The sequence below is a fragment of the Pelagibacterium sp. H642 genome, from assembly GCF_031202855.1.
GTDB lineage: Bacteria > Pseudomonadota > Alphaproteobacteria > Rhizobiales > Devosiaceae > Pelagibacterium.
Genome location: NZ_CP101829.1, coordinates 2,120,324 through 2,135,352 on the forward strand (window position 1 = coordinate 2,120,324; position 15,029 = coordinate 2,135,352).

Sequence of the window (15,029 nt, forward strand, 5' to 3'; positions counted from 1 at the left end):
TTTAGCGGCTCGTGGCCCGCGCTCCCATCAGAAGGAACATCGGGCGGATGCGGTGATCGATATAATCGGGGTTCTGCGCCAAAAGCTCGGGGCCGGGTCCCCATTCGTCGATGGCGGAAAGGGAAAATCCGGCGTCGAGCAGCGAATTGATATAGGTCGCGATGGTGCGGTGGTATTTTTCCACCCCATCGACCACCCAGGAGGTGACGCGCTTGCCTTCGCCCAGATAGTCGTCGACCAGGAACACACGCTTGCCGCCCGCGTCGGTCGAAAATTCGGGCTCGGTGCGCACGGCAAAAAGCGGATGCTCGACCGAAAAGACCAGCGCCCCGCCATCGGTCAGCGCCGCGCGGATGGTTCTGGCCAGAGTCGCGAAATCGGCGGCATAGTGAAAGGCGAGCGAGGAAAAGACGACGTCGAAAGTCCGGTCGCCAAGGTCGAGTTTGTCGAGGTCGCCGCGCTGGTAGGCAACGGCGGCGTTGTCGGTGCGCTCGCGGGCGGTTTCGAGCATCTTTTCGGAGAGGTCGATGCCGAGCACGCTATTGGCGCCCTCTGCGGCGGCAAAGCGGGCAAAGGCGCCGAAGCCGCAGCCCAGGTCGAGCACGCGCTTGCCGTTCAGGTCGGGGAGCATGGCGCGCAACGCCGGCCATTCATTGGCCGCAGCCAATCCCTCGCGCGAACGCGGGAACTGGCTGTAGCCTTCGAAAAAGGCCGGATCGTCGTAGATGTTCTGCGCCATGGCTCTTTGAGGGGTTAGGCCGAAATCGCCAGGTTGGCCGCGGATTCGGGGAGATCGACGCCGAACACGCGCTGGTAGAATTCGGCGACCACCGGGCGTTCGAGCTCGTCGCATTTGTTCAAAAACGTCAGCCGGAAGGCAAAGCCGAGATCGCCGAAGATCTCGGCGTTTTCCGCCCAGGTGATCACCGCGCGCGGGCTCATCACCGTCGACAAATCGCCGTTGATGAAGGCCGAGCGGGTGAGATCGGCGACGCGCACCATGTTGGAGACGGTCTTCCGCCCCTCTTCGCTCTGGTTGTAGCTCTTGGCCTTGGCCAGAACGATGCCGACTTCCTTTTCATGCGGCAGGTAGTTGAGCGTGACGACGATCGACCAGCGATCCATCTGGCCCTGATTGATCTGCTGGGTGCCATGATAGAGGCCCGACGTGTCGCCAAGACCGATGGTGTTGGTGGTGGCGAACAGCCGGAAGGCCGGGTGCGGGCGGATAACGCGGTTCTGGTCGAGCAGCGTCAGGCGGCCCGACACCTCAAGCACGCGCTGGATCACGAACATCACGTCGGGACGCCCGGCGTCGTATTCGTCGAACACCAGGGCCACATTGTTCTGCACCGCCCAAGGCAGGATGCCGTCGCGGAATTCGGTGACCTGCTTGCCCTCGCGCAGAACGATCGCGTCCTTGCCCACAAGGTCGATGCGGGAAACGTGGCTATCGAGATTGACGCGTACCAGCGGCCAGTTGAGCCGTGCGGCGACCTGTTCGATATGGGTAGATTTGCCCGTGCCGTGATAGCCCTGCACCATGACGCGGCGGTTGAAGGCGAAGCCGGCGAGGATGGCAAGGGTGGTGTTGCGGTCGAACAGATAGTCCGGATCGATCTCGGGGACGTGGTCGGTGCGTTCCTTATAGCCCTTGACCATCATGTCGCTGTCGATCCCGAACAGATCGCGGACGGAGTACTCGGTATCGGGCAGGTGGGAAAACTCAGTCATCATCAGCCTCTTGGAGGGCGCGGCGCGTGGCTCTCAGGGAGAAATTTCGTGCGCTTATAGCAGTCGTCTTGCCATAAACCCAGAGAGCGGGGTGCTGCAAGGTGTTTGGATCAGACGAAGCCACGCGATTTCAGGTGATTGTAGGCGGCAATGATCGAGCGCAGCCGATCTTCGGACCCCTTGTCGCCGCCATTGGCATCGGGGTGGTGGAGCTTGACCAGGGCCTTATAGGCCGATTTGATCTCCACGGAAGGCTTGCGGCCTTCGAGCCCCAATACCTCGAACGCCGACCGGTCCTGGCCGGTGAGGGTAATGTCGCGCTCGGTCCGCTCGCCATTCCCGCTCGCCTTGGCGCGCGAGCGCAGCCGGGCAAAGACGTTGTTGACGTCGTGGAACTGGCGGCCGGTATAATCGCGCGCCTTGAACTTTTTCGGATTGGGGTTGGATTTGCCGAACCGGTTCGACCCGAACGCCCAGGTCTCGCGCGAGCCGGGCGCGTTCATCTTGATGGCATGCTCGGCGATCTCCTCGTCGTTCATGCCCGAGAAATAGTTGTAGGCCTTGTTGTAGTGGCGCACATGCTCGAGGCAGAAATTGTGGAACTGGCCTTCCGAGCGGGCGCCCTTGGGAGCTTTATAGAGTCCCGGATTGTCGCAACCTTCCCAATCGCAGCCGGGGCGCGTCGGGGTTTCCTCGTCGGCCGCGGCGCGGCGGGGCTTGATGCGCACGGAATCGAAAAGCTTGGACTTGGTGTTGATACTCATCGAATGGTCTTAACTTTTTACCGGTTCGCCGGGCTTGTGAACCAGGGGCCCGCAATCATATACGGTTTCGGTTCGGATTGCCCGGACCAAAACCACCATTTTATTGCCCATGGGGAATTGACACATGAGCGTTCGCGACCAGATCGAAGCAACCCTTAGGGCCAAATTCGATCCTGCCCTATTGGAGGTGATCGACGATTCCGAACGCCACCATGGACATGCAGGATGGCGGGAAGGGGGCAATACCCATTTCCATATCAAAATCGCCAGCACTGCGCTTGACGGCATGAACCGCATCGAGCAGCACCGGGCCATCAACGCGGCTTTGGCCGATCAGTTCGCCGCCGGCATGCACGCATTGACGATCAAGGTCATCCCTTCGGACTGACCGCCGTTTCCAGCGGCGACACCCTGATCTGGGTGATCCTGTTGTGCTGCTTGCGCAGCACCTTGAAGCGCAGATTGTGGAAGGTGAACTGCTGGCCCGGATCGGGGATCAGCTTGGCTTCATGGATCACCAGCCCCGCCACTGTCGTTGCCTCGGAATCGGGCAAGTTCCAATCGAGCGCCCGGTTGAGGTCGCGGATGGGGAGCTGTCCGTCGATGATATAGGATCCGTCCGTCTGCTTGCGCACCCCTTCGATCACCGCGTCGTGCTCGTCGGCGATGTCGCCGACGATCTCTTCGAGAATGTCTTCGAGGGTGATCAGTCCCTGCACCTCGCCATATTCATCCACAACCAGCGCGAAATGGAGCTTGGCCTTGAGGAACGCATTGAGCTGGGCCTGAACCGATGTGGTGTCGGGCACGAACCAGGGCCTGAAGGCAATCCGGGCGGGATTGACCTTGGAATAGTCGCCCTCGGCCTTCTGGATGGCGCGCAGCAGATCCTTGGCGTGGACGACGCCGACGATGTTGTCCTGCTTGTCCTTGTAGAGCGGCACGCGGGTGAAGGGGCTTTCAAGAATCGCACCGATCAACTCGTCGGCGGGCATGTCCGCATCTAGGGCGAGCATGCGCGTGCGATGCACCATGACGTCGGAAACCTCGAGCTCACGCAGGTCGAGGATGCCGCCCAGCATGTCGCGGTCGCCCTTGACCACTTCGCCCTCGGCGTGGAGGAAGTCCACGGTGCCGCGCAATTCCTCATGGCCCGAAATGGCGTTGGCGTTGCTGGCGTCCAGCCCGAACAGGCGCAGGATCGTATTGACGATCGCCTGCACCGCGAAGGTGACCGGCGAAAAGATGGTCACGATGACCCTGATGATGGGGGCGACCGTCAACGCAAACCCGTCAGGGCGGATCAAGGCGATCGTCTTGGGCATCACTTCGGAAAAGATCACCACCGCCGCCGTCATGGCGAGCGTGGCGTAGGCAATGCCGGCTTCGCCGAAAATCTGGATGAGGACGCTGGCGGCCAGGGTCGAGGCTAAAATGTTGACGACATTGTTGCCCAGGAGGATGGCGCCGATCAGGCGCTCCTTCTCGGCGGTCAGCTTTTCGACCAGCGAGGCGCGGGCGTTGCCGCTGCGCGCGAGCTGGTGCATGCGGGCACGCGATGCCGCTGTCAGAGCCGTCTCAGAGCCGGAAAAGAAAAAGCTCATCGCCAGAAGCGCGACGATGGCCAGAAACGAAAGCCAGAGAGAAGCATCCATTATCGCATATCCTCAAGGAAGCTGGCGACGGCCTGCGGGTCGACACCCCGCTCGATAAAGGCCTTGCCGATGCCGCGCGTCAGAATGAAGGTCAACGCTCCGCGCGAGACTTTTTTGTCCTGCGCTATGGCGTCCAAGAGCGTCTCGGTGGGCGGCAGTTCTCCGGGGATGTCGGCCAATGTGGTGGGCAGGCCCGCGGCTTTCAAGTGCGCTTCGATGCGCCCCGCGTCCTGGGACGGTGCAAGGCCCAGCCGGGCCGAAAAGCGATGCGCCAGCACCATGCCGATGGCGACACCTTCGCCATGGAGCAGGCGGTCCGAATAGCCCGTGGCCTTTTCGAGCGCATGGCCGAAGGTGTGCCCAAGGTTCAAAAGCGCGCGGATGCCGGTTTCCTTTTCATCTTCGACAACTACCCGCGCCTTGGCAGCGCAGGCTCGGGCTATGGCTTCGGCGCGGGCTGGGCCGCCGGCAGCGATTTCGGCGTAATTGGCTTCGAGCCAAAAAAAGAAATCCTCGTCATCGATCAGCCCGTATTTGACCACTTCGGCATAGCCCGCGGCGAACTGGCGGGCAGGAAGCGTATCGAGGGCCTGCTGGTCTGCAAGGACCAGGCGCGGCTGGTGAAAGGCGCCGACCAGGTTCTTGCCATGGGTCGAATTGATGCCGGTCTTGCCGCCCACCGAAGAATCCACCTGGGCCAGGAGCGAGGTGGGAATCTGGACGAAGTCCATGCCGCGCCGCGCAATGGCCGCGGCAAAGCCGGCAAGGTCGCCGATCACCCCGCCACCAAGGGCGATAAGGATATCGTTGCGCTCGAGGCGCGCGGCCAAAATCGCATCGACCGCCGCCTGTAGATGCGTCCAGGACTTGGTGGCTTCGCCGGCCGGCAGGACGATCTCGGCATGGGACAAGCCTGCGCCCTCGAGTGATTTCAGGAGGCGCGGCAGCTGTGCGGCGGCGACGTTTTCGTCCGTGACGATGCCGTAGCGTGCCCCAGGGAACATGGTTGCCAGCCTTTCGCCGGCGCTGGTGATGGCGTCGGGGCCGATGACGATGTCATAGGCGCGTTCGCCCAGCGGCACATGGACTGTGTGGTGCGGAGGGTGCTGCAGGCTCATGGAGTCTTTGAAATATCCAGATGGTTGCAAAGGGCGGCGAAAATATCGGCGACCACAGTGTCATGGGGAACGTCGGTCGACGCGATGGTGATATCGGCAAGCGCGTAGATGGGGTAGCGCTTGTCCATGAGGTCGCGCAACGTGCCGCGCGGATCGGGCGTCTGGAGCAGGGGGCGTGTCGGTCGCTTGGACACGCGGGCGAAGAGCACGTCGAAATCGGCCTTGATCCACACAGAGACCGCATGCGCCTTGATGGCGGCGCGTGTCTCGGGATTGACGAAGGCTCCTCCGCCGGTGGCGATCACGCCATTATGCTCGCGCAGCAGGCGGGAAATGACCCGGGCCTCTCCGGCGCGGAATTCGGCCTCGCCATGGGCGGCGAAGATGTCGGGGATCGACATGCCGGCGGCGGTTTCGATTTCCGCGTCGGAATCGGTAAAGGCCAATCCCAGCCGCGCCGCCAGCCGGCGGCCCACTGTGGTCTTGCCCGCGCCCATCATGCCCACCAGCACGATAGGCCGCCCGGCCAGGCGCTCGAGCACCAGGCTTTCGGTTTTCGGCTTTGCGATACCCGACGCGTCGTGCCCCATTCCTCGCCCTTTCGATTGGCTGGTTCAAGCCTTTGGCGGCCAACGTGTCAAGTACACCCATTGCCCAAGTCCCTGCGCCGCGATTAGAATCGGGCTCAACCTGGAGATCGTCCGATGATCGAAATCTACGGCATCACGCTTATTGCCATCATTATCGCGCAGATCACGCCCGGTCCCAATCTTCTGGCGGTGGCCGGCATGGCGCTTAGCCAGGGGCGGGCCGCCGCGCTGTTGGTGACGCTGGGCGTGGCCACGGCGATCTTCATCTGGGTTTCGGCCATGGCCGCCGGATTGGGAGCGGTCTTGTCGATCTATCCGGCGCTCATCACGGCGATGAAATTTCTCGGCGGCGGCTATCTGTGCTTTCTCGCGCTCAAGGCGTTCCGCGCCGCCCTCAGGGGCGAAAGCCCCACTCTCAAGGCCAATCGCCGTCGGCTTTCGCCCTTGGGCGCGTGGCGGACGGGCCTTCTCGTCAATCTCACCAATCCCAAATCGGCCCTGATGTGGGGCGCGGTCACCACCTTCATGCTCGGCTCGGGCCTTTCGGCCCTGCAGGTGCTGGCCTTCGCACCCGTCGGGTTCATGACCGCGCTTGCCGTCTATGGCGGCTATAGCCTGCTGTTCTCGACAGAGGTGGCGCGGTCGATCTATTCGCGTTTCGTTAAGGGAGCGGAAACCCTTTTCGGGCTCGCATTCGGGGCAGTGGGTGGCGGGCTGCTGGTCAGTGGCGTCCGCGATCTGTCCAGGTAATTCGCGGGAAACATCCCATGCCAACACTGTTCCGGTTGCTGGTTGCCATCGCCTTCATCGTCGGCCTCGGCTATGCGGCAATGTTCGCGCTTGCGGTGCTGGTCGAGCCCACCGAGCGCGAGGTGACGGTGCGGGTGCCCACCCGGGATCTTCTGCCGGACGCTTCGCGATGAAGGACGGGCATCTCGTCGAATCCTTCCTTGAAATGATGAGTGCCGAGCGCGGGGCGGCTCATAACACCATCGAGGCCTATCGCGCGGACCTTCTCGACTATGCCGGTTTCCTCGCGCCGCGCGGCAAGGGCATTTCCGAAGCCGGGCGGGACGATGTGGCCGACTATCTCGCCCATCTTGCCGGCCAGGGCATGGCGGCAAGCTCGTCGGCCAGGCGGCTGAGCGCCCTGCGGCAATTGCACAGGTTCCTGGTGTCCGAAGCGATCAAAGGGGACGATCCCACCCGCATCGTCTCCTCTCCCAAGCCGGGCCGCTCGCTCCCCAAAGTGCTTTCGGTTGAAGAGGTCGACAGGCTTTTGGCCCTGGCCGAAAAAGAAGCGGCTGGCGGCGAGGAAAAGGAAGTCCGGCTCTATGTGCTGCTGGAGCTGCTCTATGCCACGGGCCTGCGCGTTTCCGAGCTGGTGGCCCTGGAGCGCAGGGCTGTGCGGCGGGAGGCCGATCACCTGACGATCACCGGCAAGGGCGGCAAGGAGCGGCTGGTGCCGCTCAATGATCGCGCCAAGGACGCGCTGATCGACTGGCTCGGGGCGAGGGAAAAGGACAAATTCGTCTTTCCCGCCGCCAGCGCCCAGGGACATCTGGCGCGGCAGGTTTTCGCGCGCGATCTGAAGGCCCTGGCGGCGCGCGCCGGTTTGCCGGCGGCCAAGGTGTCTCCGCACGTGCTGCGGCATGCCTTTGCTTCGCACCTTCTTCAGAACGGGGCGGATCTGCGCGTGGTGCAGATGCTGCTCGGCCACGCCGACATCTCGACCACCCAAATCTACACCCATGTGCTCGACGCGCATCTCAAGCGCCTGCTCGAAGAGCACCATCCGCTGGCGGGCGGAGCTTGACATCTTGAGGGCTAATCGACACTTTCCCGCCACTTTGGAACCCTAGGGCGTTGCAACCCAATCCAGCCGACCTATTTTGCTGGGAACGCTCCAACACGAGAAGGTTGCCCGACAACGGGCGGATCGCATGCAGTCATATCTCGATTTCGAAAAGCCGGTCGCCGAACTCGAAGGCAAGATCGCCGAACTCAAATCTCTTGCCCAGGCCGATCAGGCGGTTTCGATCGGGGATGAGGTTTCACGGCTGCAGCAACGGGCCGATGACGCCTTGCGCGATATCTATAGGAAGCTCACGCCCTGGCAGAAGACCCAGGTGGCGCGCCACCCGCAGCGCCCGCACTTTTCCAACTATCTCAAGGCGCTGGTGACCGAATGGACGCCCCTGGCCGGTGATCGCAAATTCGCCGAGGATTCCGCCGTTCAGGCAGGGTTCGGCCGTATTGAAGGCATACCGGTCGCCATTATCGGCCAGGAAAAGGGCAACGATACGGAGAGCCGGCTGAAGCACAATTTCGGCATGGCCCGACCTGAGGGCTATCGCAAGGCGGTGCGGATCATGGAAATGGCCGACCGGTTCGGCTTGCCCGTCATTTCATTCGTGGATACGGCCGGCGCCTATCCGGGGATCGGCGCCGAGGAGCGCGGCCAGGCCGAGGCCATTGCCCGCTCGACCGAAAAGTGCCTCGAAATCGGCGTGCCGAACCTTTCGATCATCATCGGTGAAGGTGGTTCGGGCGGCGCGATCGCCATTGCGGCCACCAACAAGGTGCTCATGCTCGAACACTCGGTCTATTCGGTGATTTCGCCTGAAGCAGGCGCCTCGATCCTGTTTCGCGATGCGGGCAAGGCTCAGGACATGGCGGCGGCGCAAAAGATCACGGCCCAGGATCTTCTGGCGCTCAAGGTGATCGATGGCATCATCGAGGAGCCGTTGGGCGGCGCCCATCGGCAGCCCGACAAGATCATCGCAGATACCAAGGCCGAAATCCTGAAGTTCCTCGGCGAATATGGCGACGATCTCGGCCCGCTCGAGATTCGCGAGTTGCGGCGCGAGAAGTTCCTGGCCATCGGGACGACGCTCGCCTAGAACGCTCCACCCGCGAGAATTTTCCGCCTCCAATGCGCTGGGGCGCCGCTTTGCTCACCGCAAAGCGAGGGCGGGTGCTTGCAATTTGCATAAAAATCGCAGCGAATACCCTGGAATCTTACCGGACATTAACCCTCGCGCGCGATAAGCGAGGGATGTGGAGTAAGAGTTCGTTCGTCAGGGTCAGGGTTTCTATGCTGGCAAGGGTCTTCGGTCTGGTTGGCGCGATGCTGCTCGCTGTCGTGCTGGCCTCATGTTCGCCCCTCGAAGGGGATGGGCGGCATCTGGTTCCGCTTTCGGGTGCGGCCAAGGCGCAGCTTGCGGCAATGGGATCCTCCCCCCAGGCCGCCATGATGGTGCGCATCTTCAAGGAAGAATCCAAGCTCGAAGTCTGGAAGCAGACCGCCTCGGGTTCGTTCCGGCTGTTCAAGACCTATGACATTTGCACCTGGTCGGGCGAGTTGGGGCCCAAATTTTACGAGGGCGACCGTCAGGCGCCCGAAGGGTTCTATACGATTACTCCGGGGCTGATGAACCCGAACTCGAACTATTATCTCGCCTTCAACCTCGGTTTTCCCAACAAGTATGACCGCGCCCACGGCCGCACCGGCAGTCATCTGATGGTGCATGGCGCATGCTCTTCGGCGGGCTGCTACGCCATGGAAGACGAGCAGATCGCCGAGATCTATGCGCTGGCGCGCGAAGCGTTTTCCGGTGGCAATCGCTCTTTCGAAGTGCAGATTTTCCCGTTCCGCATGACGGCGGAAAACCTCGCCAAGCATCAATCCAGCCCGCACATCGATTTCTGGAACAATCTCAAGCAAGGCCACGATTTCTTCGAGGTCGCCCAAGTGCCCCCGAACTGGGACGTTTGTGATGGACGCTACGTCTTCCGCCAGCCTTCCGCCGTTTCGGCCGCAGCATCCATGGCCGGCCAGTGCCAGCCGGTGACCGCCGACCAGAGCATCGTTTCGGCCTACATGGCCAAGCAGACAGCCGATGCGGCAGCGCTCCAGAGCGCTATCGTGCGCGCTGCCGATGCCGAAGCGGCAGCCGTGCAGGCCGAAGAGCGGCGCGTGGCGGCCCAAGCCGAGATGGAAGCCCGTGGCGAGGCGCTCAACAGCGCCGTCAATGGCTTTTTCGGCACACTGCTCAGCCCCTTTGGCGGCGCTCAGCCACAGGCCCAGGCGATGTCCGAACCGGTTGCTGCGGAAATGGTGGCACCCCAGAGCTAAAGCAGGTCGCAGAGCGGGGCTATGAGCGGTTCGTCAGCGGGCGGCATGGGGTATTCGCGCAGCATCTGCGGGCGTACCCATTTCAGCGCCGAATGCTCCCGAGCCATCGGAGTGCCCTGCCATTTGCGGCAGACATAAAGCGGCATCATCAGGTGCCAGCCATCATAGGCATGGCTGGCAAAGGTCAGCGGTGCCAGGCACGCTTGTTTGGTTTCGATCCCCAATTCCTCTTCCAATTCGCGGATCAGCGCCGCTTCGGGCGTTTCGCCCGCTTCGAGCTTGCCGCCAGGGAATTCCCAGAGCCCGGCGAGCTGCTTGCCCTCGGGGCGTTGGGCGATCAGCACGCGCCGATCGGCATCGACAAGGGCGCAGGCGACGACGAGGGTGATCTTCATTGGTTCGCCTCGGGCTTGCGGCGGTAATGGTAGGGGTAGCGGTATTCGAACCCAAGCGAGAGATAGAGGCCGATCGCGGCGGCGTTGACGCCATGGACCTGCAGTGCCGCCTGCGATGCGCCATTCTCGCCCAGCCAGCTCAGTGCCGAGTTCATCATGCGCCTGCCATAGCCTGCCCGCCGGCTGTCCTTGGCGGTGACGACGTTGAGGAACACGCCGATCCCGCCGGTCTCCACACATAAAAGCGAAGCGATCGGGGTGCCGTCCTCGGCATAGAAGGTCAGCCCCGCGGCGGGAGCCTTAAGGCTTGCGATGATGGAGGCGAAGGTCTCGGCCTGCGCCTTGTCATAGCCCTGAAGCTTTTTCTGCGCCTTGAGGAAGGCCTTTTCGTCCGGCGCGGTCACCACGCAGGCTCCGTCAATGCCCGTCGTCGCATCGATCAGCCGCTGCAGCACCAGGCTGAACTCGCCGCTCTGCCAGCCCTGCTCTACAAGCGTTGTGAAGGTGGCCCGGCCGGTCAGAGGCGTAACACGAAAGACCGGGGACAGGCCGCGCTCGTCATAGAGTGCCGAAAGCCGGTCGAGCCGTTCTCCGGGGTCGGTATCTTCTGCCGGGTCATTGGATTGGATCGAATTGGCGCGCCGCGTCAGCCCATTGGAAAAGCGCGCGCACCAGCCATCCGCCTCGATCGTTTCGAGAGCGGGCCAGGCGGCCAGAAACGCTTTTTCGATGTCGGCAACCGAAAGCAAAATCAGCTCCGATAGCTGCCGTTGATGTCGATATAGCCGTGGGTGAGATCGCAGGTGTAGATGGTCGCCTTGCCATCTCCCAGTCCGATATCGACGGTGATCGAAAGCTCCTGGCTCTTCATATAGGCGGTGGCCGCGTCCTCGGAATATTCCGGTGCGCGTTCGCCATTGCGGGCCAGAACGTGCTCACCGAAGCTGATGGTGAGCTTGTCGCGGTCGGCAGGCTGGCCGGCCTTGCCCACGGCCATGACGATACGGCCCCAATTGGCGTCCTCGCCGGCGATCGCGGTTTTGACCAGCGGGCTGTCGGCAATCGAGCGGGCGATCCTTGCGGCGCTCTCATCTGAGACGGCTCCCGTGACGTTGACCGTCACGAACTTGGTCGCACCCTCGCCGTCGCGAACCACCTGCATGGCAAGGTCGAACAGCACGTTCTCGAGCGCATCACCGAACCCCTTGGTGCGCGGATCCTCAAGGCTTGCCAGAGGCGCGATCGCCGCCTTGCCGGTGGCAAAGGCGAGCAGCGTATCGGAGGTCGAGGTGTCGCTATCGACAGTGATGGCGTTGAAGCTCGTCGCGTTGTGCTCGGCAACCAGCGCCTGGAGCACGTCGGCGGCAACCGGCGCATCGGTGAAAACGAATGAGAGCATGGTCGCCATATCGGGAGCAATCATGCCCGAACCCTTGGCAATCCCCGCAATGGTCACGATAGTGCCGTCGATTTCCACCTTGGCCTCGGCCAGCTTGGGGAAGGTGTCGGTGGTCATGATGGCCTTGGCCGGCTCCATCCACGGCTCGGCGGCGAGTTCGCCATTGAGGCGCTCGAGCACGCCATCGAACTTTGTGGCATCGAGCGGCTCGCCGATCACGCCGGTGGAGGCGAGAAAGATCTCCGAAATATCACACCCGACGGCGCGGGCGGCGATCTCGGCTGTCAGTTGCACCGAGGCCTTGCCCTTCATGCCGGTGAAGGCGTTGGCATTGCCTGAGTTGACCACCAGCGCCCGCGCAACTCCCCCTCCCAGGTTCTGCCGGCACCAGTCCACTGCCGCCGAGGGGCAGAGCGAGCGGGTGAGAACGCCGGCGACCGTGGTTCCCTGGTCGAACACGGCCAGAAGCACATCGGTGCGTCCCTTGTACCGGATTCCGGCCTCGGCCGTGGCAAAGCGCACGCCGGCAATGGCGGGCGGGGCGACATAGGTCTTTGGGGCGAGGGGGGAGACGGGCAGGGCCATGGGAAGTCCTTGAGAGAAGCGTTGCCGGCCTCCCGTGTGCCTCAAACCCTGCGGGTGCGCAAGTGGGTGGTCTCAGCCGATCGGCGCGACCAGCATCACCAGATTGCCGTCGGGGTCTTCGACATAGGCGGCGCGCTCGCCCCAGGGCTGGTCGGTAGGCGAAACGACCGTCGGCGCACCGGCCGCCTTGAGTGCGGCCAGGGCGGCATCGGTATCGGCGACGTTGATGCAAAGCTCGATCCGGTGTCCGCTCGCCGGGCGCAGCGCGCGTCCGTGCAGCGGCGCATCGGAAATCAGCCCCAGGCCCAGCTCGGTCGTGCCGAAGCTGAGGGTGAGGAAAGCAGGCGGGCCTTCTGGCGGAAACCTGTAAACGATCTCCCCGCCCAGCACGTCGCGATAAAACCCGAGGCTCCTGTCGATGTCGGCCACCGAGAGCATGGGGATCAACCGGCTAGCAGGTTCGATCATGGCGCTCTCCTCAAGCAAACCGATCCGGGCCATTGTGCGGCCGGGCCAGCGGCCGCGCAAGTGCAACGGCAGGGCGGCTGATGCGACGTCTTATTGGGCTATGTGGACCAGATCCTGGACTATCTCGCCCGCCATGATATCCGCATGTACCGGCTCAGTTCCGATCTGGCGCCTTATGCCACTCATCCCGACATGCTGCAGTTCCACGATATGGTCCGGCAAAGCGCCGCTGGCCTGAAGGCGATCGGCAATAAGGCCAAGAGGCTCGATATCCGGCTCTCCTTCCACCCTTCGCAATCGTGGCGCTCAACAGCCCCGATCCCGAATTGGTCAAGAAGAGTGCCTGGGATCTGCTCTCGCAGGCCGAAATGCTCGATCTGATGGAGCTCGATGACGAGGCGGTGCTGGTCATCCATGTGGGTGGCGCCTATGGCAACAAGCCAGAAGCGCTACGCCGCTGGGTTGACGATCTGCGGTTTTCGGCGGCGGACGTATTCTGGGTGCATGAGCCATGCCGACTTCTGCCATCCCTTCGAGTTCATCGGCTTCATGGGTGCCACGGAAGGGCTTGAATTCGACGTGATGCTGGAGGCCAAAGCCAAGGATTTGGCCCCCATCCGCCTAAGGCTCGATATGGTGCGCTACGCACCGGAAGTGGCCCGGCGCTTCGGGCTGGGCGCCTCCTCGGAAGATGTGCTCGGAGCCGAGGAGGCGGGCTGATGGATGCGCCCGAGAGCTAAAGCGTTTTCAATTCATGCTCTTGGGTCAGGATTTGACCGGCTGCATGATGAAGCGGCCGAAAAGCCTCTGAAGAGTAGGGATCAGCCAGAACACCATGATGGCGACCATCAGGGGCGCGACAATCAGCGTGGTCTGCCAGATTGGCCAACCCGCCGTCATCGGTAGCACCACGTAGAGCAGAAGCGTGATGATGGGATAGACACCCAGCAAGGTCACCAGGAACTGGCGGTGGCGAACCGGCGCCAGAGCTGCTTGCGGGCGGGCATTTGTACCTTTGGCCGCCGCTGATCCTGCCGAGGCCGTGGCTTCCGCCATGGTTGTCGCCTTTGCTGAATTTAGACCCTCCAGGCCCGGAGCTCGAGCACCACCCATACTATCGGGGATCTGAGTATTGGAAGCTGACAAGGAAGACATCGCTTTTCCTTTTTCGAAACGATACGTTTCGTTATATATGAAACGACCCGTTTCGTTCAAGTAGGTAGCCGCGATTTTTTGCTTGAGAGGGAACGGCGCGAAAAACGGCTGGGGGCTGATTGCGAACGGGACGCCGTTAAAGAGCGACCGGAAGCGCCATAACCAGAACCGGGTATATCCGTTTTCCCGGCTGCTCATGCAAAGTCGGGTGCAGGAGATTAGCGCAGCATACTGCTGCAAAACGAACCGTTCCGTTCAGAGCCTTTGCTCACTATATTATTTTTCACGAGGCAGCGCTTTGACGCTGATCTGAGGAGGCAAACACGAAGATGCCGGTTTATTACCGGCTATGAAAGGTGTGGAGGGAGCGATGGTAGAGAGCGAGACAGCGGCGGTGAAACGGGCCTCGATCGGGGCTAAGCGCAATCCAGCGAGCCAGAATGCCATTCTCGATGCCGCCGAGGCCATTCTCAACGAGGAAGGGCTGGCGGGGTTTTCCATAGAGGCGGTGGCGCGGCGGGCGCGGGCGGGCAAGCCGACCATCTATCGCTGGTGGCCGACCAAAACCGCGCTGCTGCTCGATGTCTATCAGCGCTTCAAGAACACCCGGCCCTTCCCCGACACCGGATCGCTGGAAGGCGACCTCAAGGCGTTCCTCAACAATCAGCTCATCGGCTTCTGGCAGGACAGGCTCTGCGGCACCGTGTTCCGCTCGATCATTGCCGAAGCGCAGGGCGATGACGATGCAGCGCAAGCCCTGTTCGCCTATGAGCGCGGGCGGCGCAAATTCGCCGAGCAGATCATCGAGCGCGCGAAGGCACGCGGGGAAGTCAGCGCCGAGTTCAACGGCGCCGTCGTCATCGAACTGCTCGCCGGTTTTGCCTGGCACAGGCTCCTGACCGGACGGCTGAACAACTCAGACGAGGATATCGACGCGGTCGTCGCCATGATAATGGCTGCGGCGAAAAACGGCCTTCGCAGCTAGGGCAAAAAAAGGAACCCCGGCGGTGAGGCCGGGGTTGTTGTCT

19 protein-coding genes and 1 pseudogene are annotated in these 15,029 nt (G+C 62.4%); 9 read left to right on the forward strand and 11 right to left on the reverse strand.

Going from position 1 to position 15,029, the window contains the following annotated elements; all coding sequences use genetic code 11:
- Window position 1: 1 nt before the first annotated feature.
- The 3 genes from NO934_RS10435 to NO934_RS10445 all read right to left on the reverse strand — a co-directional run bounded on the left by NO934_RS10435 (window position 2) and on the right by NO934_RS10445 (window position 2,498).
- Window positions 2-739, reverse strand: coding sequence for a class I SAM-dependent methyltransferase (locus NO934_RS10435; RefSeq protein ID WP_309159899.1), 738 nt, complete (start codon window positions 737-739; stop codon window positions 2-4).
- Window positions 740-753: 14 nt separating this feature from the next.
- On the reverse strand, window positions 754-1,734 hold the full coding sequence (cobS, locus tag NO934_RS10440) for a cobaltochelatase subunit CobS (protein ID WP_309159900.1): 981 nt from the start codon (window positions 1,732-1,734) through the stop codon (window positions 754-756).
- A 110-nt stretch (window positions 1,735-1,844) separates the two neighbouring features.
- Window positions 1,845-2,498: a J domain-containing protein gene (locus tag NO934_RS10445; RefSeq protein ID WP_309159901.1), complete on the reverse strand. Its 654-nt coding sequence runs from the start codon at window positions 2,496-2,498 to the stop codon at window positions 1,845-1,847.
- 124 nt (window positions 2,499-2,622) lie between these two features.
- Between NO934_RS10445 and NO934_RS10450 the strand changes: the two genes are divergently transcribed.
- Window positions 2,623-2,886: a BolA family protein gene (locus NO934_RS10450; RefSeq protein WP_309159902.1), complete on the forward strand. Its 264-nt coding sequence runs from the start codon at window positions 2,623-2,625 to the stop codon at window positions 2,884-2,886.
- Here NO934_RS10450 and NO934_RS10455 read toward each other — a convergent pair.
- The 3 genes from NO934_RS10455 to NO934_RS10465 are packed head-to-tail and all read right to left on the reverse strand — an operon-like array spanning window position 2,870 to window position 5,861.
- A complete protein-coding gene (locus NO934_RS10455) occupies window positions 2,870-4,153 on the reverse strand; it encodes an HlyC/CorC family transporter (RefSeq protein WP_309159903.1) in 1,284 nt (427 codons plus the stop codon). The two genes, NO934_RS10450 and NO934_RS10455, sit on opposite strands and share 17 nt — an antisense overlap.
- The gene (gene aroB / locus NO934_RS10460; RefSeq protein ID WP_309159904.1) at window positions 4,153-5,271 is read right to left on the reverse strand and encodes a 3-dehydroquinate synthase; all 1,119 of its coding nucleotides are present in this window, start codon (window positions 5,269-5,271) and stop codon (window positions 4,153-4,155) included. Before aroB ends, NO934_RS10455 begins: the two co-directional genes overlap by 1 nt.
- Complete coding sequence (locus NO934_RS10465) at window positions 5,268-5,861, reverse strand: shikimate kinase (protein ID WP_309159905.1); 594 nt, start codon at window positions 5,859-5,861, stop codon at window positions 5,268-5,270. Before NO934_RS10465 ends, aroB begins: the two co-directional genes overlap by 4 nt.
- Window positions 5,862-5,975: 114 nt before the next feature.
- Between NO934_RS10465 and NO934_RS10470 the strand changes: the two genes are divergently transcribed.
- From NO934_RS10470 to NO934_RS10490, 5 genes are all read left to right on the forward strand, one after another.
- Window positions 5,976-6,611, forward strand: a complete 636-nt coding sequence (locus NO934_RS10470) for a LysE family translocator (protein WP_309159906.1) — start codon at window positions 5,976-5,978, stop codon at window positions 6,609-6,611.
- Between the two features lie 17 nt (window positions 6,612-6,628).
- The gene (locus NO934_RS10475; RefSeq protein WP_309159907.1) at window positions 6,629-6,784 is read left to right on the forward strand and encodes a histidine kinase; all 156 of its coding nucleotides are present in this window, start codon (window positions 6,629-6,631) and stop codon (window positions 6,782-6,784) included.
- On the forward strand, window positions 6,781-7,677 hold the full coding sequence (locus tag NO934_RS10480) for a site-specific tyrosine recombinase XerD (protein ID WP_309159908.1): 897 nt from the start codon (window positions 6,781-6,783) through the stop codon (window positions 7,675-7,677). The genes NO934_RS10475 and NO934_RS10480 overlap by 4 nt, the downstream gene beginning before the upstream one ends.
- Window positions 7,678-7,804: 127 nt before the next feature.
- On the forward strand, window positions 7,805-8,764 hold the full coding sequence (locus NO934_RS10485) for an acetyl-CoA carboxylase carboxyltransferase subunit alpha (RefSeq protein ID WP_309159909.1): 960 nt from the start codon (window positions 7,805-7,807) through the stop codon (window positions 8,762-8,764).
- 194 nt (window positions 8,765-8,958) lie between these two features.
- On the forward strand, window positions 8,959-9,999 hold the full coding sequence (locus tag NO934_RS10490; protein WP_309159910.1) for a murein L,D-transpeptidase family protein: 1,041 nt from the start codon (window positions 8,959-8,961) through the stop codon (window positions 9,997-9,999).
- Here NO934_RS10490 and NO934_RS10495 read toward each other — a convergent pair.
- The 4 genes from NO934_RS10495 to NO934_RS10510 all read right to left on the reverse strand — a co-directional run bounded on the left by NO934_RS10495 (window position 9,996) and on the right by NO934_RS10510 (window position 12,846).
- A complete protein-coding gene (locus NO934_RS10495; RefSeq protein WP_309159911.1) occupies window positions 9,996-10,394 on the reverse strand; it encodes a (deoxy)nucleoside triphosphate pyrophosphohydrolase in 399 nt (132 codons plus the stop codon). The genes NO934_RS10490 and NO934_RS10495 overlap by 4 nt on opposite strands.
- A complete protein-coding gene (locus NO934_RS10500; RefSeq protein ID WP_309159912.1) occupies window positions 10,391-11,143 on the reverse strand; it encodes a GNAT family N-acetyltransferase in 753 nt (250 codons plus the stop codon). The genes NO934_RS10495 and NO934_RS10500 overlap by 4 nt, the downstream gene beginning before the upstream one ends.
- A 2-nt stretch (window positions 11,144-11,145) precedes the next feature.
- Entirely contained in the window at window positions 11,146-12,378 is a 1,233-nt protein-coding gene (gene argJ / locus NO934_RS10505) for a bifunctional glutamate N-acetyltransferase/amino-acid acetyltransferase ArgJ (RefSeq protein WP_309159913.1), read from the reverse strand.
- A gap of 72 nt (window positions 12,379-12,450) precedes the next feature.
- Window positions 12,451-12,846 carry a VOC family protein gene (locus NO934_RS10510; protein ID WP_309159914.1) on the reverse strand — a complete coding sequence of 132 codons (396 nt, stop codon included), beginning with the start codon at window positions 12,844-12,846 and terminating at the stop codon, window positions 12,451-12,453.
- 144 nt (window positions 12,847-12,990) lie between these two features.
- On the opposite strand from NO934_RS10510, the pseudogene NO934_RS10515 reads away from it, so the two are divergent.
- Together NO934_RS10515 and NO934_RS10520 are read left to right on the forward strand one after the other, a co-directional pair.
- Window positions 12,991-13,418, forward strand: a pseudogene (locus tag NO934_RS10515) (hypothetical protein).
- A complete protein-coding gene (locus NO934_RS10520; protein WP_309163789.1) occupies window positions 13,351-13,566 on the forward strand; it encodes a hypothetical protein in 216 nt (71 codons plus the stop codon). The pseudogene NO934_RS10515 and the gene NO934_RS10520 overlap by 68 nt, the downstream one beginning before the upstream one ends.
- A gap of 45 nt (window positions 13,567-13,611) precedes the next feature.
- On the opposite strand, the gene NO934_RS10525 is transcribed toward NO934_RS10520, so the two are convergent.
- Window positions 13,612-13,902: a hypothetical protein gene (locus NO934_RS10525; protein WP_309159915.1), complete on the reverse strand. Its 291-nt coding sequence runs from the start codon at window positions 13,900-13,902 to the stop codon at window positions 13,612-13,614.
- Window positions 13,903-14,371: 469 nt separating this feature from the next.
- Between NO934_RS10525 and NO934_RS10530 the strand changes: the two genes are divergently transcribed.
- Window positions 14,372-14,986 (forward strand): TetR/AcrR family transcriptional regulator, encoded by a 615-nt coding sequence (locus NO934_RS10530; RefSeq protein WP_309159916.1) that lies wholly within the window; start codon window positions 14,372-14,374, stop codon window positions 14,984-14,986.
- Window positions 14,987-15,029 lie beyond the last annotated feature (43 nt).

Excerpts from the sequence above, each read along its gene's own strand:
- NO934_RS10435 (WP_309159899.1), bottom strand. The coding sequence starts at position 739 with ATGGCGCAGAACATCTACGACGATCCGGCCTTTTTCGAAGGCTACAGC.
- cobS (WP_309159900.1), bottom strand. The coding sequence starts at position 1,734 with ATGACTGAGTTTTCCCACCTGCCCGATACCGAGTACTCCGTCCGCGAT.
- NO934_RS10445 (WP_309159901.1), bottom strand. The coding sequence starts at position 2,498 with ATGAGTATCAACACCAAGTCCAAGCTTTTCGATTCCGTGCGCATCAAG.
- NO934_RS10450 (WP_309159902.1), top strand. The coding sequence starts at position 2,623 with ATGAGCGTTCGCGACCAGATCGAAGCAACCCTTAGGGCCAAATTCGAT.
- NO934_RS10455 (WP_309159903.1), bottom strand. The coding sequence starts at position 4,153 with ATGGATGCTTCTCTCTGGCTTTCGTTTCTGGCCATCGTCGCGCTTCTG.
- aroB (WP_309159904.1), bottom strand. The coding sequence starts at position 5,271 with ATGAGCCTGCAGCACCCTCCGCACCACACAGTCCATGTGCCGCTGGGC.
- NO934_RS10465 (WP_309159905.1), bottom strand. The coding sequence starts at position 5,861 with ATGGGGCACGACGCGTCGGGTATCGCAAAGCCGAAAACCGAAAGCCTG.
- NO934_RS10470 (WP_309159906.1), top strand. The coding sequence starts at position 5,976 with ATGATCGAAATCTACGGCATCACGCTTATTGCCATCATTATCGCGCAG.
- NO934_RS10475 (WP_309159907.1), top strand. The coding sequence starts at position 6,629 with ATGCCAACACTGTTCCGGTTGCTGGTTGCCATCGCCTTCATCGTCGGC.
- NO934_RS10480 (WP_309159908.1), top strand. The coding sequence starts at position 6,781 with ATGAAGGACGGGCATCTCGTCGAATCCTTCCTTGAAATGATGAGTGCC.
- NO934_RS10485 (WP_309159909.1), top strand. The coding sequence starts at position 7,805 with ATGCAGTCATATCTCGATTTCGAAAAGCCGGTCGCCGAACTCGAAGGC.
- NO934_RS10490 (WP_309159910.1), top strand. The coding sequence starts at position 8,959 with ATGCTGGCAAGGGTCTTCGGTCTGGTTGGCGCGATGCTGCTCGCTGTC.
- NO934_RS10495 (WP_309159911.1), bottom strand. The coding sequence starts at position 10,394 with ATGAAGATCACCCTCGTCGTCGCCTGCGCCCTTGTCGATGCCGATCGG.
- argJ (WP_309159913.1), bottom strand. The coding sequence starts at position 12,378 with ATGGCCCTGCCCGTCTCCCCCCTCGCCCCAAAGACCTATGTCGCCCCG.
- NO934_RS10510 (WP_309159914.1), bottom strand. The coding sequence starts at position 12,846 with ATGATCGAACCTGCTAGCCGGTTGATCCCCATGCTCTCGGTGGCCGAC.
- NO934_RS10520 (WP_309163789.1), top strand. The coding sequence starts at position 13,351 with ATGAGCCATGCCGACTTCTGCCATCCCTTCGAGTTCATCGGCTTCATG.
- NO934_RS10525 (WP_309159915.1), bottom strand. The coding sequence starts at position 13,902 with ATGGCGGAAGCCACGGCCTCGGCAGGATCAGCGGCGGCCAAAGGTACA.
- NO934_RS10530 (WP_309159916.1), top strand. The coding sequence starts at position 14,372 with ATGGTAGAGAGCGAGACAGCGGCGGTGAAACGGGCCTCGATCGGGGCT.